The sequence below is a fragment of the Arthrobacter sp. P1_D4 genome (assembly GCF_056406115.1).
Genome location: NZ_JBFUAU010000011.1, coordinates 1 through 23,178 on the forward strand (window position 1 = coordinate 1; position 23,178 = coordinate 23,178).

The 23,178-nt window shown below is 67.9% G+C and carries 17 protein-coding genes and 1 rRNA gene; 6 read left to right on the plus strand and 12 right to left on the minus strand.

Going from position 1 to position 23,178, the window contains the following annotated elements:
• Window positions 1-23 precede the first annotated feature (23 nt).
• The 4 genes from rrf (at window position 24) to AC1D0A_RS11985 (ending at window position 5,355) form a co-directional block, all read left to right on the plus strand.
• Window positions 24-140, plus strand: a 5S ribosomal RNA gene (gene rrf, locus AC1D0A_RS11970).
• A gap of 567 nt (window positions 141-707) precedes the next feature.
• Window positions 708-995 (plus strand): HU family DNA-binding protein, encoded by a 288-nt coding sequence (locus AC1D0A_RS11975; protein ID WP_011776355.1) that lies wholly within the window; start codon window positions 708-710, stop codon window positions 993-995.
• Window positions 996-1,225: 230 nt separating this feature from the next.
• Window positions 1,226-3,400 carry a bifunctional copper resistance protein CopD/cytochrome c oxidase assembly protein gene (locus tag AC1D0A_RS11980; protein ID WP_476945909.1) on the plus strand — a complete coding sequence of 725 codons (2,175 nt, stop codon included), beginning with the start codon at window positions 1,226-1,228 and terminating at the stop codon, window positions 3,398-3,400.
• Window positions 3,397-5,355 (plus strand): NHL domain-containing thioredoxin family protein, encoded by a 1,959-nt coding sequence (locus tag AC1D0A_RS11985; RefSeq protein ID WP_476945910.1) that lies wholly within the window; start codon window positions 3,397-3,399, stop codon window positions 5,353-5,355. Before AC1D0A_RS11980 ends, AC1D0A_RS11985 begins: the two co-directional genes overlap by 4 nt.
• Window positions 5,356-5,461: 106 nt before the next feature.
• On the opposite strand, the gene AC1D0A_RS11990 is transcribed toward AC1D0A_RS11985, so the two are convergent.
• From AC1D0A_RS11990 to AC1D0A_RS12005, 4 genes are all read right to left on the minus strand, one after another.
• Window positions 5,462-6,454, minus strand: a complete 993-nt coding sequence (locus tag AC1D0A_RS11990) for a hypothetical protein (RefSeq protein ID WP_243180440.1) — start codon at window positions 6,452-6,454, stop codon at window positions 5,462-5,464.
• A 134-nt stretch (window positions 6,455-6,588) separates the two neighbouring features.
• Window positions 6,589-8,337, minus strand: coding sequence for a helicase HerA-like domain-containing protein (locus AC1D0A_RS11995; RefSeq protein ID WP_476945911.1), 1,749 nt, complete (start codon window positions 8,335-8,337; stop codon window positions 6,589-6,591).
• Window positions 8,338-8,386: 49 nt separating this feature from the next.
• Window positions 8,387-9,091 carry a type 1 glutamine amidotransferase domain-containing protein gene (locus tag AC1D0A_RS12000; protein WP_243180451.1) on the minus strand — a complete coding sequence of 235 codons (705 nt, stop codon included), beginning with the start codon at window positions 9,089-9,091 and terminating at the stop codon, window positions 8,387-8,389.
• A gap of 69 nt (window positions 9,092-9,160) precedes the next feature.
• Entirely contained in the window at window positions 9,161-10,030 is an 870-nt protein-coding gene (locus tag AC1D0A_RS12005) for an aldo/keto reductase (RefSeq protein ID WP_243180453.1), read from the minus strand.
• A 159-nt stretch (window positions 10,031-10,189) separates the two neighbouring features.
• Here AC1D0A_RS12005 and AC1D0A_RS12010 point away from each other — a divergent pair, with 159 nt between their 5' ends.
• Window positions 10,190-10,990, plus strand: a complete 801-nt coding sequence (locus tag AC1D0A_RS12010) for a glycoside hydrolase family 25 domain-containing protein (protein WP_243180461.1) — start codon at window positions 10,190-10,192, stop codon at window positions 10,988-10,990.
• Between the two features lie 133 nt (window positions 10,991-11,123).
• Window positions 11,124-12,113, plus strand: coding sequence for an LLM class flavin-dependent oxidoreductase (locus AC1D0A_RS12015; protein ID WP_243180463.1), 990 nt, complete (start codon window positions 11,124-11,126; stop codon window positions 12,111-12,113).
• 20 nt (window positions 12,114-12,133) lie between these two features.
• Here AC1D0A_RS12015 and galK read toward each other — a convergent pair whose 3' ends face one another.
• The 8 genes from galK to AC1D0A_RS12055 all read right to left on the minus strand — a co-directional run bounded on the left by galK (window position 12,134) and on the right by AC1D0A_RS12055 (window position 23,131).
• Window positions 12,134-13,342, minus strand: coding sequence for a galactokinase (gene galK, locus AC1D0A_RS12020; RefSeq protein WP_243180464.1), 1,209 nt, complete (start codon window positions 13,340-13,342; stop codon window positions 12,134-12,136).
• Window positions 13,339-14,520, minus strand: coding sequence for a galactose-1-phosphate uridylyltransferase (gene galT, locus AC1D0A_RS12025; protein ID WP_476945912.1), 1,182 nt, complete (start codon window positions 14,518-14,520; stop codon window positions 13,339-13,341). Before galT ends, galK begins: the two co-directional genes overlap by 4 nt.
• A 1-nt stretch (window position 14,521) precedes the next feature.
• Window positions 14,522-16,810, minus strand: coding sequence for an alpha-galactosidase (locus AC1D0A_RS12030; protein ID WP_476945983.1), 2,289 nt, complete (start codon window positions 16,808-16,810; stop codon window positions 14,522-14,524).
• Window positions 16,811-16,929: 119 nt separating this feature from the next.
• Window positions 16,930-17,748, minus strand: a complete 819-nt coding sequence (locus AC1D0A_RS12035) for a DeoR/GlpR family DNA-binding transcription regulator (protein WP_079550600.1) — start codon at window positions 17,746-17,748, stop codon at window positions 16,930-16,932.
• A gap of 9 nt (window positions 17,749-17,757) precedes the next feature.
• Window positions 17,758-19,869 carry a beta-galactosidase gene (locus AC1D0A_RS12040; protein ID WP_476945913.1) on the minus strand — a complete coding sequence of 704 codons (2,112 nt, stop codon included), beginning with the start codon at window positions 19,867-19,869 and terminating at the stop codon, window positions 17,758-17,760.
• Between the two features lie 2 nt (window positions 19,870-19,871).
• A complete protein-coding gene (locus tag AC1D0A_RS12045) occupies window positions 19,872-20,840 on the minus strand; it encodes a carbohydrate ABC transporter permease (protein ID WP_243180492.1) in 969 nt (322 codons plus the stop codon).
• A complete protein-coding gene (locus tag AC1D0A_RS12050) occupies window positions 20,837-21,787 on the minus strand; it encodes a carbohydrate ABC transporter permease (protein ID WP_028278192.1) in 951 nt (316 codons plus the stop codon). Before AC1D0A_RS12050 ends, AC1D0A_RS12045 begins: the two co-directional genes overlap by 4 nt.
• 66 nt (window positions 21,788-21,853) lie before the next feature.
• A complete protein-coding gene (locus AC1D0A_RS12055; protein WP_476945914.1) occupies window positions 21,854-23,131 on the minus strand; it encodes an ABC transporter substrate-binding protein in 1,278 nt (425 codons plus the stop codon).
• Window positions 23,132-23,178: the final 47 nt, after the last annotated feature.

Below are 23,178 nucleotides of genomic sequence, written 5' to 3' on the forward strand. Positions count from 1 at the left end.
CGGGTGCGTGGCGGAGCAAGGGTTACGGCGGTCATAGCGTGGGGGAAACGCCCGGTCCCATCCCGAACCCGGAAGCTAAGACCCACAGCGCCGATGGTACTGCACCCGGGAGGGTGTGGGAGAGTAGGTCACCGCCGGAACACCATTAAMGGTCGAGGACCCCCMCCACCAGGTGGGGGTCCTCCCGCATTTAACCGGCCTTTCAGGACCAGGCCCGTGCCTTCGGCGGCCCGGCCCCGGGGGAACGGCCGCCCGCCGGCCCCGGCTACGTGCCCAGCCGAACCCGGGTCACGGCCTGCCAGAACGCAGGTCCCAGGGCCCGCCACGAGTGCCCCACGTCCCCCGGGCAGCAGGCAGGGCATCCAAGACGGGTGCCGGCGTCGCCCCCGCCAAGGCCCCCCTCACGGCCCGCCAGGACCATGGGACCGGTGCCCAGCGGGCAGCGCCCGGGCTGGCTTCCTGGCGGCGGAAAGTCCGCCGGCGGGGACGGCGGCGGAACTGGGTGAAACGGCGCCGACGAGGGGGCTTCCGCTCTCGGCGCAATTTGACGGCGATCGGCGCCCGATTCCAGTGATTTTCCCCAAAAAAGGCCGAAAACACGCGGAATTTGCCACCTCTGAGGCGCCAAGCTGGTAAGTTTTCGAACAGTGGTTTGTACGCATGCCGTGTGCAGGCTCCAAAAATCGTGACCGTCCAGGAGGACATAAATGGCTAAGAACCGTAGTGAACTTGTTGCAGAGGTAGCAGGCAAGGCCGGCACCAGCCAGGCAGCAGTCAACTCCGTGCTCGACGCACTGTTCGAGGTCTTCGAGACCTCTGTCGCCGCGGGCGAGAAGATCACCATTCCGGGCTGGCTCGCTGTAGAGCGCACCGACCGTGCAGCTCGCACCGGCCGCAACCCGCAGACCGGCGAAACCATCCAGATTGCCGCTGGCCACAGCGTCAAGCTGACCGCCGGCTCCAAGCTGAAGGCTGCAGTCGCCAAGAAGAAGTAGTCTTCTTCGCAGGCTTGAAAGGAGCGGCAACCCTCGGGTTGCCGCTCCTTTTGCGTCCCCGGCCAGTCCCCGGGCAGCCGCCGGCCGGTCCCTAACCGGTCTTAGGCCGGCCGGGCTGCCTTCCCGACCAATCCGCAGCCCTTGAAGGCCGCGCCGGCTGGACGGATCCCCGGAGGCCCAGCCGCCGGGGCCGATTCGCTGAGCAAGGCGGCGTAGCGGACAATGGAGGTGTGCCTTCCGCAGTAAATCCCACGCCCACAACCGCAGCGCCCGTTCCCCCCGGGGACGCACGCGGCCCTGGCTCCGGTCCCGCCGGGATTGCCCGGCCTTGGCTGATCGCAGGCCTTGGCGCGTTGTTTATTGGCCTGGCAGCGGCACTGATCTTCTCCGGCGCAGCAGCCGCCCGCGAGGTCTCAGATCCAGGTGCGCTGGTGCGCTGGGGGCTTCCGGTGAGCAAAGCGATCCACAACGTCGCTGTCGCCACCGTGATCGGCGGCCTTATCTTCGCCGTCGGCATCCTGCCGCGAAACAGGAACAGCTCCCGGTCCAAGGAGCAGGACGCCCCGGAACATCCGGCCTTCACCCGGGCGCTGGCCGTGGCAGCGGCCGCCGGCGCCGTCTGGACGCTGTCCGCGATCACCGTACTGGTCCTGGGCTACGCGGACATTGCGGGGCAGGGCATCTCCGGGGATCCGGAATTCACCCGCTCCCTCGTGTACTTCATGACGGACATCGAAACCGGACGCGCGTGGCTGGCTGTCGTCATCATCGCCGCCGTCGTTACCACCGCCCTGTTCGGAGTGCGGTCCCGCGGCGGCCTGGCACTGACGCTGGTCCTTTCGCTGATCGGTCTGGTTCCCGCTGCCCTGATCGGACACTCCTCCAGCTCCAGCGACCACGAGGGCGCCATCAACTCGCTCGGCCTGCACCTGGTCGGCGTATCGGCATGGGTGGGCGGCATCATCATGCTCGCAGTCCTCTCCGGCGTCCTGGAAGGCACGGGCGCCGGCGGCCGCGCCTCCGGGGCAGGCTCGGGGACAGCAGACATCACCGAGCCAACCCTGCGCCGGTTCTCATCCCTGGCCGGCTTTGCCTTCGCCCTGGTCTTCGCCTCAGGCGTGATCAACGCCAGTATCCGCCTCACCACATGGGCAGACCTCTTCGGCTCGGCCTACGGGCAACTGATCCTGGCCAAGACGGCAGCGGTCCTGGTGTTGGGCGGCATCGGGCTCATGCACCGCCGCTGGGTCATCCCGCAGCTGGGCAACCGCGCCATGGGCAGGTCCGCGCGCCGGGTGTTGTGGCAGTTGGTGATCGTGGAGCTGATCATCATGGGGGCGACGTCCGGGATCGCCGTCGCGCTGGGGCGTTCCGCCCCGCCGCAGCCCACCACTTTCGCCCCCGACGCTTCGCCGGCCTTCATCCTCTCGGGCTACGAGTTGCCGCCGGAACTGACCCCGGACCGATGGCTCACGGAGTGGCGGCTCGACTGGCTCTGGATCGCCGTCGTCGTGTTTGGCTTGGTGTCCTACCTCCTTGGCGTACGAAGGGTGCTGAAACGGGGCGACTCGTGGCCCTGGTTCCGGACGGTCAACTGGGTGCTCGGACTCATGGTCCTCACCTACGTGACCTCGGGGCCGCCGTCGGTCTATGGCAGGGTGCTGTTTTCGGCGCACATGGTGGACCACATGGCCCTGACCATGGTGGCTCCCATCTTCCTGGTCCTCGGCGCCCCCGTCACGCTGGCACTGCGGGCGCTCACCCCCCGGCGCGACAGCTCCCGCGGCCCGCGCGAGTGGCTCATGATCTTCATCCACTCCAAGTTCTCGCAACTGGTGACCCACCCGCTGTTCGCGGCCGCCAACTTCGCCGGCTCGATCGTGCTTTTCTACTACTCGGACGCCTTCGGTTACGCGATGCGGGACCACGTGGGCCACGAACTCATGAACCTGCACTTCGCCCTCACCGGCTACATCTTCGTGCTCACCATGATCGGCACCGATCCGTTGCCGCGCCGCGCACCGTACCCCATGCGGCTGCTGCTCCTGTTGGCCACTATGGGCTTCCACGCGTTCTTCGGCGTCGCCATCATGGGCGGCACCGGGCTGCTGGCCGCCGACTACTTCGGCAACCTCGGGCGGACCTGGGGCCCCGCTGCCCTGCTGGACCAACAGATGGGCGGTGCCGTGGCGTGGGGGATCGGCGAAGTTCCAACCCTGCTGGTAGCGATCGGTGTCGCCGTGATGTGGTCCCGCTCCGACGCGCGCGAGTCCAAACGCACCGACCGGGCGGCGGACAGGAATAACGACGCCGATCTCACCGCTTACAACGATATGTTTGCCAAGCTGGCCGAGCGCGACGCCAGGCTTGCCGAACGCAATTCAAAGCTGGAAGGACGCTCATGACCGAAACCGTACGCACCCACCTCCGGGTCCGGGCCTCCGAACTGGTGGGCCGCAACTGGCTGAACACCGGTGGCAAGTTCCTGGACCTTGAATCCCTGCGCGGCAAGATCGTGCTGCTGGACTTCTGGACGTTCTGCTGCATCAACTGCCTGCACGTCCTGGACGAACTCCGCCCGCTCGAGCAGCAGTACTCGGATGTCCTCGTGACGGTCGGCGTGCATTCGCCCAAGTTCGAGCACGAGGCCGATCCCGTGGCGCTGGCGGCCGCCGTCGAACGCTACGAGATCCGCCACCCTGTCCTCGACGACCCCGAGCTGGACACCTGGAAGGCCTATACGGCCCGGGCCTGGCCGACCCTGGTGGTCATCGATCCCGAGGGCTACATCGTCGCGCACCTCTCCGGCGAGGGCCACGCGGACGGCCTCGCCGTCCTGATCCCCGAGCTGATCGCCGAACACGAAGCCAGGGGCACCCTGCACCGGGGCGACGGCCCCTACGTGGCGCCGGAACCGACGTCGGGAACGCTGCGCTTCCCGGGCAAGGCCCTGTTCCTGCCCGCCGGCCGCGGCGTCGGAAGTGCCGGCGACGGTTCGTGGCTGGTGACCGACACCGGCCATCACCGGCTCGTGGAACTCTCTACCGACTTTCAGACCGTGCTGGCCACTTACGGCTCGGGCGAAAAGGGCCACGCCGACGGCAACGCCGCCACCGCCCGGTTCAACGAACCGCAGGGCCTGGTGCTGCTGCCCGAGGATGTCGCCGCGGCCGCCGGTTACGACGTCGTCATTGCCGACTCCGTGAATCACCGGCTCCGCGGGCTGTCCCTCGCGGACGGCACCGTCCGGACGCTGGCCGGCAACGGCGTACAGCGGCTGCTGGAAACCGGCCCGGCCCGCGTGGACGAGGAAGGCGCCGCCTACGGTACCCGGCTCGAGGCGGACCCGCTCGCGGTGTCCCTGAGCTCGCCGTGGGACGTCGTCTGGTCCACCAAGCTCAACGCCGTGGTGGTGGCGATGGCGGGAGTGCACCAGATCTTCAGCTTCGACCCGACCTCCGGCGCCGTAAAGATCATCGCCGGCAACGGCCTCGAAGGGCTCCTGGACGGCCCGGCCGCTGAAGCCTGGTTCGCCCAGTCCTCCGGCCTTGCCGAAGACGCGGACGGCAACATCTGGGTGGCTGACTCCGAAACCTCCGCCCTGCGCAAACTCGTGATTGATGACGCCGGCAGCATCACCGTCGAATCGGCGGTGGGCAAGGGCCTGTTCGACTTCGGCTTCCGCGACGGCCCCGCCGCGGAGGCGCGGCTGCAGCACCCGCTCGGCGTCACGGTGCTCCCTGACGGTTCGGTGGCCATCGCGGACACGTACAACGGCGCAGTCCGCCGCTACGACCCCGCAACGGGCACGGTCTCCACACTGGCCCGCGGACTGTCCGAGCCCTCGGACGTGATTGTGGACCACACCCAGGTCGCCGGATCCGAGCCGTTGCTGGTGGTGGTCGAGGCCAACAAGCACCAGCTCGTGTACGTGCCCATCCCGAAGGAAGCCCAGCAGGTGGACGAGGGCGCGGCACAGACCCACCGGCCCAAGAGCCCTGTGGCGCCTGGCCCGCTCGAACTGGCGGTCCGCTTCACGGCGCCCACCGGTCAGAAGCTGGACGACCGCTGGGGCGATCCCACCCAGTTGAAGATCTCGTCCACACCCCCCGAACTGCTGGTCTCCGGCGGCGGGACGTCCGTGGGGCTCCTGCGCACCCTGGAGCTTTCCTCCGACGTCCCCGAGGGCGTCCTGCACATCACCGCCCGCGCGGCGGCCTGTGACGGGTCCGAAGACGCCGACGGCGAGATCCCGGACCATGCGGCCTGCCACCTCTACCAGCAGGACTGGGGAATCCCCGTGCTCCTGCAGGCCGACGGAGACACCGAGCTGGTCCTGGACCTGCGCGGAATGGACTGAGCCGCTGCGCCAAGGCTGACCAAAAGGCTGCTGTCCGTGACCCTGCGTCACGGACAGCAGCCTTTAGGCTTTCTTCGGGCCTCCGGCCGGGGAGTCCCGGCGGGTACTAGTAGTCCAGCTGCGGCGTGAGTTTGACGGTGTCGCCGTCGATGTCCAGACGGGTCGTGAAGCTGAAATCGTGGACGGAGTCGATCTCAGACACGGCGCCCGAGAACAGATCCTGTTGGCGGGCCTTGATCCGGGCCTTGCCGTCGAGGGGCGCCACCACCCAGCGGCCGCCGAACGGCTCGATGCTGACGCTCGGGTAGTCCGTGATGCTCCAGTCGATGGTTCCGTCCATCACGCGGTTGTTGGTGGCGTGGTAGAACGGGCAGTTGGGCTGCAGCTTCTGCTGCTTGTCGGCCTCGTCCGCGCAGGAGTCCAGGAACTCCTTGACCTTGCCGCTCACGGCCTCCTTCAGGGCGCCCGTGGCCTCGGTCAGCAGGTTCAGCGATGCCGGAGGCGCGTCCGCGGCCGACACTGTGGCGCGGGTGGCCGGGGCGGAGAAGTACTGGCCGTTCAGGGTCGCCTCGTACTCGCCCGGGTAGAAGACTGCGAAGGAGTTGCGGCCGTTGGGCATGTTCACCGGCACCCCGTTGAGGGTGGCCTCGCTGGAGTTGACCACGGTGACGTCCAGGACGGGCAGTTCAGAGGGGACGAAAGACCATTTGTGGAAGAACAGCCACTCGGTGCCGGAGCGCTCCAACAGGAATTCGGTCCGCAGCTTGTTGCCGTCGACGGTGTACTCCATGGGTACCATGACCTGATTGGCACCACGCTCTTCCGCGGCGCCAAGCTTGACGTCGGAAATGCGTGCCGCGGCGGTTTGCAGGGCCGTGCCGTCGAGCATCGCCGGGTTGCTTTGTGGCACGGAGGCGCGCAACAGGCCCAGCGCCTTTTCGCCATCGCCCTTTTGCAGGGCACTCAAATATTCGCGGACTGGCTGCTGGGGCCCTGCAATGGAGTCGTTCACCAGATTGATCGACACGATGGCGCCGGCGACGGCAAGCATCAGTCCCAGCAGCCACACTGCTGCGATTTTGACCAACGCCTGACTCATCTGCACCATTCTTACGTTACCTGTACCCCACAGGAATCCCGGTGTCACGGTCCGCATCTGTGACGCGGAGCATGGCTGAAGGCCGCCCGGCCCGCGGGCCGGGGACGTTCGGTTGGATGCCGCCGCGGTGATCCCTAGCGGCGGCGGCGTTTGGAGGAAGTGCCGAAGACGCCGCGGAGCAGTTCCCTGCCAAGCTGGGTCCCCAGCGAGCGGGCCATGCTCTGGAGGCCACCGCCCAGGGCCCCGGCGAGTTCGCCGCCGATGCCCCCGCCACCCCCGGCCGGCGGCKGCGCCGGCCGGGGGGCGCGCCGCTCGGCCACGTTGTCATCGTCGGGCGTCCTGGGCGCCGGCGCGGGGCGGCTGCTGGGGCGGCCGAGGATTTCCTCCTCGATCCGCCGGGCTTCGGCGTCGATGGCGCCGGGGTCCAAACCGCCGTCCTGGGCGGATTGCTGGCTGCCGCTGTCCCGGGCGCCGCCGTGGTGTGCGGTCCCGGCCGCCGGCCCGGTGGGGGCGGCGCCTGTGCGGTCGCCGCCTGCGGCGGCGATCTTCTCGTACGCCGAGATGTTGTCGACGGCGGTGCCGTACTTGGGCAGCAGGGCGGAGGCGGCGACGGTGCTGGAGATCAGCTCGTCGGTGCTGGGACCCATCACGGACTCCGGGGCGCGGAGCCGGGTCAGCGCCACCGGGGTCGGCGCGCCCTTCTCATTCAGGACTGTGATGACGGCCTCGCCGATGCCGGCGGTAGTGAGGGTCTCCTCGAGGTCGTAGTCGCTGGTCGGGAAGGTGGAGACGGTGGCCCTGAGGGCCTTGGCGTCCTCCGGAGTATAGGCGCGGAGGGCGTGCTGCACGCGGTTTGCCAGCTGGCCGAGGACGTCGGCGGGGACGTCCTTGGGGGTCTGCGTCACGAAGAAAATTCCGACGCCTTTGGACCTGATGAGCCGGACGGTGGTGGTGATCGCATCAAGGAAGGCTTTCGAGGCGCCGTTGAACAGCAAGTGGGCCTCATCGAGGAAGAACACGAGCTTGGGCTTGTCGAGGTCCCCGGCCTCGGGCAGGTCCTCGAAGAGGTCGGCCAGCAGCCACATGAGGAACGTCGAGAAGAGCATGGGCTTGGTCTGCAGCGTCGGAAGCTCCAGACAGCTCACCACACCGCGGCCGTCCGGCGCGGTACGCAGCAGTTCCGCGGTGTCGAACTCGGGTTCGCCGAAGAACTTCTCCATACCCTGCGCCTCGAGCGTGATCAGTTCGCGCAGGATCACGCCGGCGGTTGCCTTGGAGAGGCCGCCTAGTTCCTCAAGTTCGTCCTTGCCCTCGGCCGACGTCAGGAATTGGATCACGGCCCGCAGGTCCTTGAGGTCGATCAGCTCCAGGTCTTTCTTGTCCGCGAAATGGAAGACGAGCTGCAGGCTGGATTCCTGGGTCTCGTTCAGGTCCATGATGCGGGAGAGCAGGATGGGGCCGAAGGAGGTGATGGTGGCGCGGACCGGTATGCCCTTGCCGTCGCCGCCGAGGGCCAGGAACTCCACCGGAAAAGTCTTGCCGGACCAGGGCTGGCCGATGCTCTCCGTGCGGGCCAGGAGTTTTTCTGTGCCCGTGGCGGCGGTGGCCAGACCCGAGAGGTCGCCCTTGATGTCGGCCAGGAACACCGGCACACCCGCGGTGGAAAGCTGTTCGGCCATCATGTGCAGCGTGACGGTCTTGCCCGTGCCTGTCGCACCGGCCACGAGGCCGTGCCGGTTCATCATCGCGAGCGGCAGCCGGACGGAGGCTTCCTTGTGGAGTTCGCCGTCGACGATCGCCGCGCCGAGCTCGATCGTCGGGCCGTCCAGGGTGTAGCCCTGGACGATCGTGGCGACTTTGTCTGCAGTGGATTTGATGGCCATGCGGTTAGCTTAGCCGGGTCCGGGGTTCCCGGACCCGGCTAAGCGTGGCTTATTCGGCGAGGGCCTTGAGGACCTCCTTGGCCACGTCCTCGCTGGACTGCGGGTTCTGCCCGGTGATGAGGTTTCCGTCCCGCACAACATGAGACGTCCAGGCCGCGCCGTTCTCCACTACCGCGCCCTTCTCCTCCAGGACGTCCTCCACGAACCACGGTGTATTGGGTCCCGTGCCGCCACCCAGCTCCTCCTCATTGGTGAAAACGGTGAGGCGGCGTCCGGCGAAGGTGAACGCGCCGTCGTCGTCCGTGGCGCTCAACAGCCCGGCCGGGCCGTGGCAGAACGGCGCGATGATCTTGCCGGCCGTGTTGACGGCCGTCAGCAGACGGCCAAGATCTGCATCCTGGTAGAGGTCGGCCATGGGCCCGTGTCCGCCCGGCATCACGACGGCGTCGTAGGCGGAGGCGTCGACGTCGGCCAGCACCAGCGGGTTGGACAGTTCGGCGTCGAGGGAATCGATGTAGCGGCGGAAGCTATCCGCACGGTCCTGCCCGCCGGCGGACTCAGCCGCGAGGCTCACCTCATCCACCGTCGGCTTCTTGCCGCCCGGCGTGGCGATGTGCACGGTGTGGCCCGCGTCGAGAAGGGTCCGGTGGGAGACGACGAGCTCCTCGGCCCAGTACCCGGTGGGGTGGTCGCTGCCGTCGCGCATTGTCAGGGAATCTGCTGCCGAGACAACCATCAGAATATTTTTAGCCATGGTGTTGCTCCTGTTCTGCCGGCAGGGCCGGCGGACGGTGGATGAGGTGAATATGGGAAGCGGCGCGGTTCAGCGGGTCGCTTTGAGTTCCGCATAGGTGGCGTCGTCGAGGACGACGCCGGCGGCGGCCAGGTTCTCTTCAAGGTGCTTGACGGAGCCGGTGCCGGGGATCGGCATCATGACGGGGGACCGGCGCAGAAGCCAGGCCAGGGCCACCTGGGAAGTCGTGGCGCCCAGCCGCTTCGCAGCCTCGTCGAGCGGTCCGCCCGGCCGGGCCAGCTCGCCGGCGGAGATCGGCGCCCACGGAATGAAGCCGATGCCGTTCTCCTCGGCGTACTCGAGGACGTCCTCGGAGCTGCGGTCGGTGAGGTTGTAGCGGTTCTGCACCGTAGAGACCGTGAAGTACCTCCCGGCTTCCTCCAGTTCCTCCACGCTGACCTGGGAGAGGCCGAGGGCCTTGACCTTGCCTTCCTTTTGCAGATCGCGCAGCACGGCGAACTGCTCCTCGCGGTCCACCTTGGGGTCGATCCGGTGCAGCTGCAGGAGGTCGAGGGCGTCGACCTTGAGCTTGCGCAGGCTCAGTTCCGTCTGCTGGCGCAGGTATTCGGGCCGGCCGACCGGAACCCAGGCGTTGGGTCCGGTGCGGGTGAATCCCACCTTCGTCGCAATCTTGACGCCGTCCCGGTAGGGGTGCAACGCCTCGGCGAGGATTTCCTCGCTGATGTTGGGGCCGTACGAGTCGGCGGTGTCAATGAAGTCGACGCCAAGCTCCACGGCGCGGCGTACCACGGCGACCGCCGCGGCGCGGTCTGCCGGCTCGCCCCAGACGCCGTCGCCGACGATCCGCATGGCGCCAAAGCCCAGCCGGCGGACGGTTGCCAGGTCCTTTAGGGCGATCGTGGCGGATTTTTCCGGATGCTGTGCTTTGTCATGGCTCATAGGGAAGAGAACATCCTCAGCCTGCTGACTATTCCAAGGTTTCCTAACGGGGCGTCCCCGCGCCGGCGATGCGGGGCCGTGAGCAGCGGCCGTCCGGTCCGAGGATATGCGCCCTTCGGATTTACGCTAACGATTGGAAATTATGCCTTAGACTGTGGCATGCCCAACTCGCTCCCGCGCATCGTGCTGGCCTTTGTCGTGACCCTCGGCCTTGTCCTGCTGGGCGGAAGCCCCGCATCGGCCGCTACGGCCAGTACCTCGGGACCCGGAATCGATGTGTCCTGGCCGCAATGCGGGAAGACCCTCCCAAAGCAGCCGGCCTTCGCGATCGTCGGCGTCAACCATGGCCTGGCCAACAACACGAACCCGTGCCTGGCAAGCCAGCTGGCCTGGGCCAAGACCGCAAAGTCCCCGGCAGCCACGGCGCAGCCGAGGGTGGCGTTGTACGTCAACACGGCCAACCCCGCCCGGCAGGGGTCCTGGTGGCCGATGTTGAACACCTACAACGGGGTGAAGGTCACAAACCCCTACGGCAACTGCGCCTTGGGGTCGCTCAAAGCCTGCTCCTATATGTATGGGTGGGCCAAGGCGTCCGACGACGCCAAGCGCCGCGGGGTCAGCAACCCGCAGTCCTACCTCTGGTGGCTGGATGTGGAAACGGAAAACACTTGGCAGGAAGACAAAGCCGCCAACGTCGCCGTCCTGGAAGGCATGGCCGCCTACTTCAAGAAGATCGGCGCCCGCGTGGGCCTCTACTCCACCGCCTACCAGTGGGGGGAGATCGCCGGAAGCGTGAAGTTCACCAGCCCGCTGGCAGGACTGCCGAGCTGGCTCGCTGGAGCGGGATCGGCGGCCGGGGCCAAGGCGAACTGCGCCCGCCCCGGACTCACCTCGAACAGCCGCGTCTCGATGACGCAGTACATCTCGGGGGGCCTTGACTACAACTACTCGTGCCCCTGAGCCGCCCGCAGAAATATCCCGGGGGCCGCCGTCGTTGACCCCAGTGTGCCCGCGCCGGAAACCCGGTGCCACCCAGGACCGCAGTCCAAACTCCGGCCCGCACACTGCTCCGCTACGAAAGGCCGGCTTTTCCGTGACTGTTCCGCTTTCCATTCTTGATCTCGCTACCATCGGCCCGGGCCAGACGGCGGCGGATAGCTTCGCCGGCAGCGTGGCCATGGCGCAGCTCGCCGAGGACCGGGGTTACCGGCGGATCTGGTACGCCGAGCACCACAACATGTCCGCGATCGCCTCGTCCGCCACGAGTGTGCTGATCGCCCACGTCGCGGCCCACACTTCCAGCATCCGGCTCGGCGCCGGCGGCGTGATGCTGCCCAACCACTCCCCTTTGACCATCGCGGAACAGTTCGGCACGCTTGAGACCCTGCACCCGGGCAGGATCGACCTCGGCCTGGGCCGGGCGCCGGGCAGCGACCAGAACACCATGCGCGCCCTGCGCCGCGATCCGATGTCGGCGGACAGCTTCCCGCAGGACGTCCTGGAGCTCCAGGGCTACCTGAGCGGCCCCACCCGCATCCAGGGCGTCGAGGCCACCCCGGGCAAGGGCACCAACGTGCCGCTGTACATCCTGGGTTCCTCCCTGTTCGGCGCCAGGCTGGCCGCCCAGCTGGGCCTGCCCTATGCGTTCGCCTCGCACTTCGCGCCCAACGCGCTGCAGGATGCGGTGGCGGTCTACCGCCGCGAATTCCGGCCCTCCGCGCAGCTCGAGGCGCCGCACGTGATCGCCGGAGTCAATGTCATTGCCGCCGATTCCGCCGCTGAGGCGCAGGCGATGTTCCAGGCCACCAAGCGGGCCAGGGTTTCCTTGTTCTTCGGCAATGGCCGCGTGTTTAGCGACGACGAGGCGGACATGATCCTGGACTCGCCCCAGGGCCAGCAGATGGCGCAGATGATGAAGTACTCCGCGGTGGGCACCCCCGAGGCCGTTCTTGCGTACCTCGAGGAGTTCACGGCGCACGCCGACGCCGACGAACTGATCGTGGCGCACCAGAGCACCGGGACCGAACCCCGGCTCCGTTCCGTGGAACTTCTGGCCGACGCCGCCCGCCTCGTGCGGGCATAACGATCTGGGGGCCTTCCGGGCTACAGTTCCCGGCGGGCGCCCTCGGAGGCGGTGACGGTGAAGATGTGCGGGGCCGCGTACCCGGCCCGGGCGAAGTCGCGGGTAACTCCCGCGGCCACCGTTGCGGCGCCGTCGTTGCGGACCAGAGCGATGGCTGCGCCACCGAAACCGCCGCCGGTCATCCGCGCGCCGATGGCGCCCAATCCCTGCGCGCTGGCCACGGCGAGGTCGAGCTCAGGGGTGGAGATCTCGAAGTCGTCGCGCATGGACTCGTGCGATTCGTTGAGGAACGGCCCGATCGCGGCGGGGCCGGAGGTCCGCAGTGCCGTCACGGTGTCGAGCACCCGCTGGTTTTCCGTGATGATGTGGCGGACCCGGCGGTAGGTCTGTCCGTCGAGCTGTGCTGCGGCGCGGGGTAGATCGGCCGGGCCCAGCGCCCGCAGGCTGCCGACGCCCAGGCGTCGGGCGCCGTCCTCGCAGGAACGACGGCGGCTGGCGTAGCCGCCGTCGGCATGGGAATGGCTGGTGCGGGTGTCGATCACGAGCAGACCCACCCCGGCACCGGCGAAGCCGAGGGCAACCGCCTCGGTCGACAGGTTCTGGCAATCGAGCAGGATGCCATGATCGGGCTCACCCAGGAGCGAGGCCGACTGGTCCATGATGCCGGTGGGCGCGCCGACCACCCGGTTCTCGGCCAGCTGGCCGATCCGTGCCAGTTCGGGCCTGCCCAGCCCCAAGCCCCAGAGATCGTTCAGGGCCAGGGCCACCGCGCATTCGATGGCGGCGGAGGAGGACAGCCCGGCGCCGGCCGGGACATCCGAGGTCAGCGCCAGGTCCAGGCCGGACATCCCGGACGGGACGCCGGAACCGGCTGCGGAACCGGACGCGACGTCGGAACCGGCGCCGCCGGCTGCCGCCCGGGACATCGCCCAGGCCACGCCGAGGGGGTACGCGGCCCAGCCGGTGAGGCTATCCGGCTCCAGGCGGTCGAGGCTTACCTCTATGACGCCGGGGAAAGAGCTGCTGGTGACCCGGAGCAGACGGTCTGCGCGGACGCGGGCCGCCACCGTGGTGCGCTTGTCGATCGCGATCGGAAACGCGAAGCCCTCGTTGTAATCCGTGTGCTCACCGATCAGGTTGACCCGCCCGGGCGCCGACCACAAGCCGTCCGGCGCGCCCCCAAACTCACTGGAAAAGTACCCACTTTCCCGTTCAAGGACCTCGTTCATGGCTGGGCTGCTTCCTGTTCTGTTGCCGGGAGTTCTGTACGGAATGGCTCGAGCCCTGCTGTACGCGGTGGCCGCGATGCTGCCTCCATGGCGTCGCGGAGCCGGGCGGCGGCCGTTTCCGGCGGGATGTCCGCGATGAATGCCCCCATCGCGGCTTCCGACCCTGCCAGGTACTTGAGCTTGTCCTCCTCCCGGCGGGGCGAGGTCAGTTGCAGCATGAGCCGGATGTCGTCCCGGTGGGCGTGGACGGGAGCCTGGTGCCACGCCGAAATGTAAGGCGTGGGGCTGTCGTAGAGGGCATCGACGCCACGCAGGAGCTGGCGGTACAGCAGGGAGAACTCATCGCGTTCCTCGTCGGTCGTGGCGGCGAGGTCCGGGACGTGCCGGTGCGGGAGGATATGCACTTCCAGCGGCCAGCGCGCCGCAAACGGGACAAACGCCGTCCAGTGCTCGCCCTGGAGCAGCACCCGCTCGGATTTCTGCTCGAAGCTGAGGATGTCCTCGAACAGCGAGCCGCCGTAACTTTCGATCGTGCGGACCAACTGGGCCGTGCGCGGCGTGATGTACGGGTAGGCGTAGATCTGTCCGTGCGGGTGGTGCAGCGTCACGCCGATCGCTTCGCCGCGGTTCTCGAACGGAAAGACCTGTTCGACGCCGGGCAGCGCGGACAGCGCGGCCGTCCGGTCCGCCCAGGCTTCCACCACTGTGCGCATCCGGGACAGGGGCAGGCCCGCCAGGGAGCCGGTGTGTTCCGGGGAGAAGCACACCACTTCGCACCGGCCCACGGACTGCCGGCTGCGCCCCAGCCCTACCCGGGCGAGGTCATCCAGGCCTTCCGGCGCGGCGGCCCCCGCCAGGTCCGGCCCGAAGGAGGGAGACTTGTTTTCGAAGACGGCGACGTCGTAGAGGCTCGGAATCTCCGAGGGATTCTCCGGCGACGCCGGGGCCAGTGGGTCCAGGTGCGAGGGCGGCAGGACCACCCGGTTCTGCCGGGCGGCCGCAATCGAGATCCACTCCCCGGTCAGGACGTCCTGGCGCATGGTGGCCGTGGGCGGCCGGACCGCCGGCGCGCGGAGATCCTCGCCCCGGTGCGGGGGCAGGACGGTATCGGCATCATCGAAGTAGATGATGTCCCGGCCGTCGGAGAGCTTGTGGGAGCGTTTCGTAATCTGGCCCATGCTAGGGGTTCCTCACGGGGTGTGCGCTGTTTGCGGCTGGATCGGCGGCCGGAGCGCCGGCGGTGGTACGGCGGACTGCCAGGAGCAGCCCGTGTTCCGGGTTCAGGACCGGCATTGGGAGCCCGGATTCGGCCAGGAAGCGTCCCGACGCCTCGACGCCGCCCGCAAGCCACGCCGGTGGCGCCGCCTGCAGGAACGCCCGCCGGTCCTCGGCCGCCGGGTAGACCGCTTCCACCCGGTACGCGGTGTCCGGGAGCAGCCCGGGCAGGCAGACCTTCCCCGGGACTTCGGCGAACGAGGTCGCCACCGAGACCAGGGCGTAGAGGGCCTCCCCACCGTCGTGGGACACGACGCCGTGCAGCCGGAGGGCCGGATCGGGCTCGTCGGCCCGCACCATGCGCCCGCTGTGGAGGAGCGGCCGGTACTGCTTGAACAGCGCGATGGCTCGGGCAAGCTCGGTACGTTCGGCATCGTCGAGGCGCCGGACATCCCATTCGAGGCCGAAGTGGCCGAACATCGCGGTGATCGCCCGGAACGAGAGATCGTGCGTTCGCGCCGTGGTGTGGCTCGTGGTGGGGCCAATGTGCGATCCGACGAGCTCCGGCGGCACCACCACGCCGGTCCAGCGCTGGATGGTCTGCCGTTCCAGGGCATCGTTGCAGTCCGAGGCCCAGATCCGGTCGGTGCGCTCCAGGATGCCGAGATCCACGCGGGCCCCGCCGGAGGAGCAGCTTTCAATCTCGACGCCGGGGTGGGCCTTGCGGAGCTCGTCCAGGAGCCGGTAGACGGCCTGAGTCTGGGCGTGCACGGACGGGCGGCCGGCGTGGCCCATCTCGGCCAGGTCCCGGTTCTGGTCCCATTTGAGGTAACTGATCCGGTATTCGCTCAACAGGGCATCGAGCCTGTCGAAGATGTATTGCCAGGCCGCCGGATTGACCAGGTCAAGGACCTGCTGGTGCCGCCATTGCATGGGCAGCCGGCCAGTCAGCCGGCCGGCCGGGCCGCCGTCGTCGGGCGGGTTGCCCCCGGCGGACTGGTTCCCCCCGGGGCTCCGGGGTGCGGGGCCGGCGATCCAGTCCGGATGGGCGCGGGCCAGGTCCGAGTCCAGGTTGACCATTTCGGGTTCGACCCAGAGCCCGAATTCCATGCCGTGGCCTGTGACCGCGTCGATCAGCGGCGTGAGGCCCTCGGGCCACAGGTCCTCGTCGACGTACCAGTCGCCAAGGCCGGCGTGATCGTCGCGGCGGCCGCGGAACCAGCCGTCGTCGAGGACGAACCGTTCCACGCCGAGCCCGGCGGCCGCTTCGGCGAGTTCGAGCAGGGGCTCGAGGCGGTGGTCGAAGTACACCGCTTCCCAGACGTTGAGCACCACGGGACGGGCCTTGCCGGACCGCACGCCGGGATGGTGCGGGCGCCCGCGGAACCAGCTGTAGAAGGCATCGCTGATGCCGTCCAGGCCCGCGGCGGAGTAGGCAGCGTACAGCCACGGGGTCTCGTAGCTGGCGTTCGCTGCCACGCTGATCTCGCCGGTGCCGAGCAGTTCCGAAGCGCCCAGGACGGTCCGGCCGTCCGCGGCGGCGTCAACGAAGCTCTCGTGGTTGCCGCTCCAGCCCAGATGCACGGCCCAGACCTGCCCGTGGCGGTTCCCGAATCCGGGGGTGCCGGCCGCCAGCAGGAGCGAGGCGTCGTGGCCGGTCCGGCCGTGCCGGCCCGAGCGGACCCATGTGCCTTGGCGCAGCGGCAGGCGCTGGGGGTGGGACTCCCGGCACCAGCGGCCGGTCAGGTCCAGGATTTCTGTGGCGGCGCGGCCCACGGGCAGCACGGCTGCGAGTTCGTCGAGGCTGTACGGGCCGGCGCCGTCGTTGTCGAGCCGGTGCCGGAGCTGGAGCAGGCCGCCGTCGTTGATCCTGATCTCCGTGCGGACGCTGACACCGGCCTCGGGGTCGGCCTGGGTGATGACGGCCGAGCAGTCCGCCCCGCGGGACCGCCCGGCGCTGGACAGCTCAGCACTGGATCGTTCAACACTGACAACACGCAGACGGGCCGAGAACGCCTGGCCGTTCCGGTGGCCGCGAAGGCCGGGGCGCCCGCGCCAGCCGGAGGACGCCTGCGGGATCACGCCCAGCGTCACCGGGACGTCGAGGGCCGAGTGCGGCACGGCCTGGCCCAGCAGCGAAAGATCCGGCAGGGCCGGGCCGAGGTCGGCGCCGAAGTGCAGCATGGCGGCCTCGCCCGTGCTGAAGTCGATCAGCAGGGACGTTCCGGAGCGGCGCAGGTACAACGGCTCCAGATTCTGCGGCGACAGGTCCGGGACGCCCACGGGGGAGCGGGTCTCGGCGGCAAGGGTGAGGTCCGGGTTGTTCACGGCAGCTCCAGGCGTAGTGGTTTGGGTGGGCGGGGGCCGGGCGGTCAGCCTGTGGCTGCTGCGGGGCTGGCTGCGCTGATGCTCCGGGCGTCGCCGGTATGGGCCAGGCGGAGCCGGCCGACGCGCTCGCCGAGGATGCGCCGGGCCTCGCTGCCCAGAAGGTCATCGCTGATGAGTTCGTCAGCGTCCTCCAGGCCGGCAATCGTGCTGATGCCGAGGGTGCCCCACTTGGTGTGGTCCGCCAGCACCACCACCCGCCGGGCCGCGGTGACGAAGGCCCTGTCGGTTTCGGCCTCGAGCACGTTGGGGGTGGTGAACCCGGCATCGGCGTCGACACCGTGGACGCCGAGGAACAATACGTCCAGATGCAGCTGTTTGAGCGAGGAAGTGGCCAAAGGCCCGACGAGGGCGTCCGAGGGTGTGCGCTCGCCGCCGGTCAGGATCACGGTGGACGGGGAGGCGCTCTGGTGGAAGACATCCGCGATCCGCACGGAGTTGGTGACCACCGTGATCCGCGGGCCGGCGGACAGCAGCTGGGCCAGCGCCCACGTGGTGGTGCCGGCGCTGAGCCCCACCGCCATGCCCTCGCGCACCTGTGCGGCCGCCTCCTGCGCAATCGCCATCTTCTCGTCCTTGAGCTGGGTCACCTTCAGCTCGAAGCCTGGCTCGTGGGTGCCGGCGCCGCCGGGCAACTTGGCCCCGCCGTGGATCTTCTCCACGGCGCCCGCCGCGTCGAGGGCCTCGATGTCCCGCCGCACGGTCATCAGCGAGACGCCGAGCATCTTGGCGAGGTCCGCGACACGGACGATCCGCTCACGCTGGACCTCCGCGAGGATGGCGGAATGGCGGGCTGCGGCTAGCATGTGGAGTCCTTACAGGTTTGAGTGGTTTGAGTGGCTGGCGGAGGTGCCGACCAATCGGGCGGCAGCCGAACGGACGACGGCGACACTGCCGGCCGCGAGGCCGAGTCCGCCGTCGAGTTCGGCGCCGGTGAGCAGGTCCACGCCTTCCAGCGGCAGCCGGACGTCGTGGGCGCCGTGGTTGATGCAGAACGTCCAGTCCGTCCCGTCCTTGCTGCGCCGGACCACTTCGACGTCGGCCGGCAGGTCCGGGACGAGCGGCTGCACCCTGGCATCGGCGCAGACGACGGCGAGCAGCTCGCCCAAGCCTTCCGGCGCGAGTGACGTGGCGACATAGTAGGAGCGGCCGCTTCCGGCACGGTTACGGGTCACGGCGGGAGAACCGGCGGCCGGTCCCTCTTCCACGGCCGCGAGGACCTCGGCGGTGGTGGCATGACCCAATTCGTTCCAGCAGGTACCCGCCCCGAAGCTGCTGAGCCGGATACTTTCGCCGCCGCGCAGCGGGAAAAACTCTTCCATCTTCACGCCCAGCAGTCCGCTGAACGCGCCGGGATAGCTGCCAAGCCTGATGTGGTCATTTTCGTCCACGATACCGGAGAAATAGGTCACCACGAGGTGGCCGCCGGAGCGCACGTACGCGTCAAGTTTCGTGGCCCCGGCATCGCTCACGAGGTACTGCATCGGCGCGACGACGAGCCGGTAGCCGGACAGGTCATCGGTACTTTGGCGGAAGTCGGTGGGGATGCCGGAGCGGTAGAAGGCATCGTGCCAGCGCCTGGTTTCGGCGATGTTGGAGGCGTCCACGCTCGGGTGCGAGTCCAGTTCCGAGGCCCAGCGGGCGTCAGTGTCGTGGAGGATCGCGACGTCCACCCGGCCGGACGCGCCCGTAACTACCGAGCCGCTGACTTCGGCCAGGCTGCGCAGCGCCTGGCCCAGCTGCACCACTTCGCGCCAAACCTTGGTGTCCGTGCCGGCGTGCGGCAGCAGCCCGGAATGGAACTTTTCGGCGCCGGCCCGCGAGGCCCGCCACTGGAAGAAGAGCGCGCCGTCGGCGCCGCGGGCTACATGCTGCAGGGAATTGCGCAGCATCTCGCCGGGCGCTTTGGCGATGTTGCGCGGCTGCCAGTTCACGGCAGAGGTCGAATGCTCCATGAGCAGCCACGGCTTGCCCTTGGCCCAGCCGCGGGTGAGGTCCGCGGTTGCCGCCAGTTCCTGGAAGTTCCGCGGATCCTCGGCAATCAGGTAGTGGTCGTTGGAGACCACATCCATCTCTTCGGACCAGCGCCAGTAGTCCACGGGCTGGTGCAGGCCCATGTTGAAACCCATGAAGTTGGTGGTCACGGGATGTCCCGAGTGCGTGCGGATGATCGCGGCCTCGGCCTTGTAGCATTCGAGCAGCTCATCGGAGGAGTAGCGGGCGAAGTCCAGCTGCTGGGTCGGGTTCACCCAGGTCCCGGAGGTGCGCGGCGGCAGGATCTGCTCCCAGGCCGAGTAGCGCTGGGACCAGAAGGCGGTGCCCCACGCGGCATTGAGGGCCTCCAGGCTGCCGTACCGGCGTTCGAGCCAGCGCCGGAAACCTGCGGCGGCACCGTCCGAGAAATCAGGCTGGTTGTGGCAGCCGTACTCGTTGTGGACATGCCACATCACGACGGCGGGGTGGTCCTTGTACCGGGTGGCGATCTGCTCGGTCAGGGCCGCGGCGGCCCGGCGGTATTCGGCACTCGAGGCCGCGAAGGCCTGCCGGGAACCGTAGCTGTGCCGCACGCCGTCGGCCGTCACGGGCAGGGACTCGGGGTACTTGTGGCTGAACCAGGGCGGCGGCGACGCCGTGGCGTTCGCCAGGTCCACCCGGATGCCGTTGGCGTGCAGCAGGTCCAGGACCCGGTCCAGCCAGCCGAACTCGTAGACGCCCTCGGACGGCTCAAGCAGGGCCCAGCTGAAGATGCCCACGCTGACCAGGTTGACGCCGGCCTCGCGCATCAGCCGGACGTCCTCGTCCCAGGTCTCCTCGGGCCACTGCTCCGGGTTGTAGTCTCCGCCGAATGCCAGCATCGGGGAGCCTTCGGAGCCGAGGCGGGCGGTGATGTAGTCCATGGCGTTGTTCTGGTTGGAGCTGTTGTCCACGTTTATCCTTTGCTGGAGCCGAGGGTCAGGCCCGCCACGAAGTGGCGCTGCAGGAGCAGGTAGATGATCAGGGCCGGAACAGCCGTGATCATGGCGCCGGCGGCGATCAGGTTGTAGTTGGAGAGGAACTGGCCCTGGAGGTTGTTGATCGCGGTGGTGACCGGAAGCCGGTCTCCGCTTTGGATGAAGAGCAGGGGCCAGAAGAAGTCGTTGTAAATGAAGATCACCTCGAGCGTGCCCATGGCGGCCAGGGCCGGGCGGCACAGCGGCAGGATGATGTCCCAGTACTGGCGCCAGACGCCGGCACCGTCAACCAGGGCCGCCTCGGTCAGCTCGGGGGACAGGGCCTTCATGTAGTTCGAGAGGACGAACGTCACGAAGCCGATCTGGAAGGCGGTGTCCACGGCGATCACGCTGATGTAGGTGTTGAGCAGGTTCCCTGAATCGCTGACGGCGTAGGGAAGCTCGAAGTGCTTGAACATTTCAAAGAGCGGCGCCGCGAGCACCTGCGGCGGCAACAGGTTTCCGGCGGTGAACATGATCAGCAAGGTGATGTTGAACTTCCAGCTCACCCGGCTCACGGCGAACGCCATCATGGAGGCGAAGAAGAGGATCAGGAACACCGAGGGGACCGTGATGAGCACGGAGTTCCAGAACAGCTGGGAAAAGCCGCCCTGTGTCCAGGCCTGGGCGAAGTTGTCGAAGTTGAAGGCGCCGCCGGTGCTGAAGTAGCCGTATTTGTCGGTGTCAGCTTTGGGCCGCAGGGCAGTGAAAATGGCCCAGGCCAGGGGTACGAGCCAGATCGCCGCCATGACGATGAGGAAGACGTGGGTGCCGTAGTGCTTCTTGCCCTGCTTGTTGTTGGCCGGGCGGCCGGGGCGGGGGCCGGTCCTTCCTGGGCCGGAGCTGCGCTGCCGGGCGTCTGCCGGGCTGCCGGCCGCGGCGGCATCGGTTGGATGGGCGATGCTCATGCCTCTTTGTCCTTTCCGAATGCGCGGGAGAGATAAAACGTGATGGGGATCAGCGAGATGACGAGCAGGATGACGGCCAGCGCCGAGCCGATGCCGATCACCTGCCCTTCGCCCACCAGGTTCTGGATGACCAGGGCGCTGATCAGTTCCAGCCCGTTGGTGCCGCGGTTGATCACGTAGACGATGTCGAACGCCCGGAGGGATTCGATGACGGTGATGACGATGATGATGACGTTCACCGGGCGCATGGCCGGGAATACCACCTGGAAGAAGGTCTGGACCGCGTTGGCGCCGTCGATCTGGGCCGCCTCGCGCAGGGTCGGATCCACGCCCTTGAGCCCGGCCAGGTACAGGATCATGACGTAGCCGGCGTGCCGCCAGGTGGCGGCGAAGAGGGCTGCCCAGATGTTGACGCTGGAATCCCCGAACCAGTCGACGGCCTGGGGCGTGCCGGCGGTGCCAAGCAGGAAGTTCAGGAGGCCGCTGTCCCGGTTGTAGAACAGCTGCCAGATGATCCCGATCAGGGCAAGGGAGAGCATTACCGGGGCGAAGAAGATGCTCTGGTAGATCCGCGTGCCGCGGATGTTCTGGTCCAGGAGCACGGCCAGGAGCAGCCCCAGCGGGGTGGCGACGAGTGCCAGGAACGCCAGCCACAGCACGTTGTGCTGCATGGCCGGCCAAAACGGCGGGTAATCCTGGGCGATGAACTGGTAGTTCTCGACGCCGGCGGGCTTGATGTCGGTCAGCTCCAGCCCGTTCCAGCGGGTGAAGGACAGTCCGACCGACATGAGGGTGGGGATCCAGACCAGTACGAGCTGGATCAGCGTGGGGATGCCCACCATCAAGCCGAGCACCACTTTGTCGCGGCCGGACAGCCGCCGAACCCGCCGCGCGGGGGCTGCGGCTGCTTTGCGCCCCCGCGCCGACGGGTTGGTAGAGACACTCATGGAGATTCCTTGCCTTGTGAAATGCAGAGTGAAATGCAGAGGAAAAGAGCCGTGCTGACCGCGCGGTCACCCGCGCGGGACGTTGCCGTCCTTGATGAATGACTGAAGCGCCGGGATCATCACGTTGTTGGCCATGGCGGGCAGGGCATCGCGGTCGAAGAACTGGCTGATGTTCTTGGCGCCGCTGATGGCTTCGGCCAGCTTCTTGTTCAGCGGAGTGAACTTGGAGGTATCGGCGCCCTTGGCGGTGGCGATGTTGGACGAGTCGACCGAGGCGTACACATCCTGTCCTTCCGGGGTGCCGACGTAGGCCAGGAAGTCCCGGGCGGCCTGGTTCTGGCCGCCCTTCTTGGAGAGCAGCAGGCCGTCGATGGGTGCCTCGATGGCGTCCTGGCCTTCCACCGCGATCTCGGGGAACGGGAAGAAGTCGATGTCGTCGGCGATTGCCTTGTCCGTGTACTGCTGGGTGAGGAAGGAGCCGAGCAGGTACATGCCGGATTTCTTGTCCGCGAGGGACTTCGCCGAGTCCTGCCAGGTCATGCCCAGGGCGTTCGGGTTCTGGAACGGGAGCAGGGCCTTCCAGGTGTCGAAGACGTCGCTGACCTTCTTCTGGTCCCAGCTTTCCCGGTGCGCGGTGAGGTCCATGTGGAACTGGTAGCCGTTCAGGCGCATGTTCAGGTAGTCGAATGTGCCCATGGCGGGCCAGCCGTCCTTGTCCGCGAATTCAATCGGGATCAGGCCGTCGGCCTTCATCTTGGTGGCGAGGGCCTTCAGCTCATCGAACGTCGTGGGGACGGTGTACCCCTTTTCCGTCCAGAGGCTCTTGCGGTAGAAGAAGCCCCAGGGGTAGTTGTAGTTCGGGATCAGGTACATCTTGCCGTCGGCTCCGGTCGAGGCCTTTTTCAGGGCATCGGAGTAGTTTCCGCCGACCTTTTCCCAGACGTCATCGATCGGGGCGAGCAGCCCCTTACCGGCGTAGTACTGCATGCGGTACCCGGCGAACCAGGTGAACGAATCGTCGGGGCTGCCCTGGAGGTAGGTGTTGATCTTGTTCTGGAAGTCGTTGTGCGCCACCACGTTGGTGGTGACCGCGATGCCGGACTTCTTCTGGAAAGCGTCGGTCACGGCCTTGTAGGCAGCCTTGGGGACCTCGTCGGAGGACCCGGAACCGAACGTGGCCGTCTTGGCGCCGCCGCTGGCAGGTGCGCTGCCGCCCGTGCAGGCCGAGAGCAGGGGGATGCCGGCCATCGCGACTGCTCCGGCGCCGAAGGTCTTCAGCAGCGTCCTCCGGTCCCACCCGCCTCGGCTGGAGGCCCGTAGCAGTGCGTCTTCATGCATGGTCATAATTTCTCCTTTGAAATAACGCGGGTGGAGTGAAGCAGCTCACATCA

Bases quoted from the DNA above. Each gene is read 5' to 3' on its own strand.
- AC1D0A_RS12055 (WP_476945914.1), bottom strand. From the start codon at position 23,131: ATGACCATGCATGAAGACGCACTGCTACGGGCCTCCAGCCGAGGCGGG.
- AC1D0A_RS12000 (WP_243180451.1), bottom strand. From the start codon at position 9,091: ATGGCTAAAAATATTCTGATGGTTGTCTCGGCAGCAGATTCCCTGACA.
- AC1D0A_RS12045 (WP_243180492.1), bottom strand. From the start codon at position 20,840: ATGAGCATCGCCCATCCAACCGATGCCGCCGCGGCCGGCAGCCCGGCA.
- AC1D0A_RS11975 (WP_011776355.1), top strand. From the start codon at position 708: ATGGCTAAGAACCGTAGTGAACTTGTTGCAGAGGTAGCAGGCAAGGCC.
- galT (WP_476945912.1), bottom strand. From the start codon at position 14,520: ATGGGCCAGATTACGAAACGCTCCCACAAGCTCTCCGACGGCCGGGAC.
- AC1D0A_RS11990 (WP_243180440.1), bottom strand. From the start codon at position 6,454: ATGAGTCAGGCGTTGGTCAAAATCGCAGCAGTGTGGCTGCTGGGACTG.
- AC1D0A_RS12010 (WP_243180461.1), top strand. From the start codon at position 10,190: ATGCCCAACTCGCTCCCGCGCATCGTGCTGGCCTTTGTCGTGACCCTC.
- AC1D0A_RS12035 (WP_079550600.1), bottom strand. From the start codon at position 17,748: ATGCTAGCCGCAGCCCGCCATTCCGCCATCCTCGCGGAGGTCCAGCGT.
- AC1D0A_RS11985 (WP_476945910.1), top strand. From the start codon at position 3,397: ATGACCGAAACCGTACGCACCCACCTCCGGGTCCGGGCCTCCGAACTG.
- AC1D0A_RS12005 (WP_243180453.1), bottom strand. From the start codon at position 10,030: ATGAGCCATGACAAAGCACAGCATCCGGAAAAATCCGCCACGATCGCC.
- AC1D0A_RS12050 (WP_028278192.1), bottom strand. From the start codon at position 21,787: ATGAGTGTCTCTACCAACCCGTCGGCGCGGGGGCGCAAAGCAGCCGCA.
- galK (WP_243180464.1), bottom strand. From the start codon at position 13,342: ATGAACGAGGTCCTTGAACGGGAAAGTGGGTACTTTTCCAGTGAGTTT.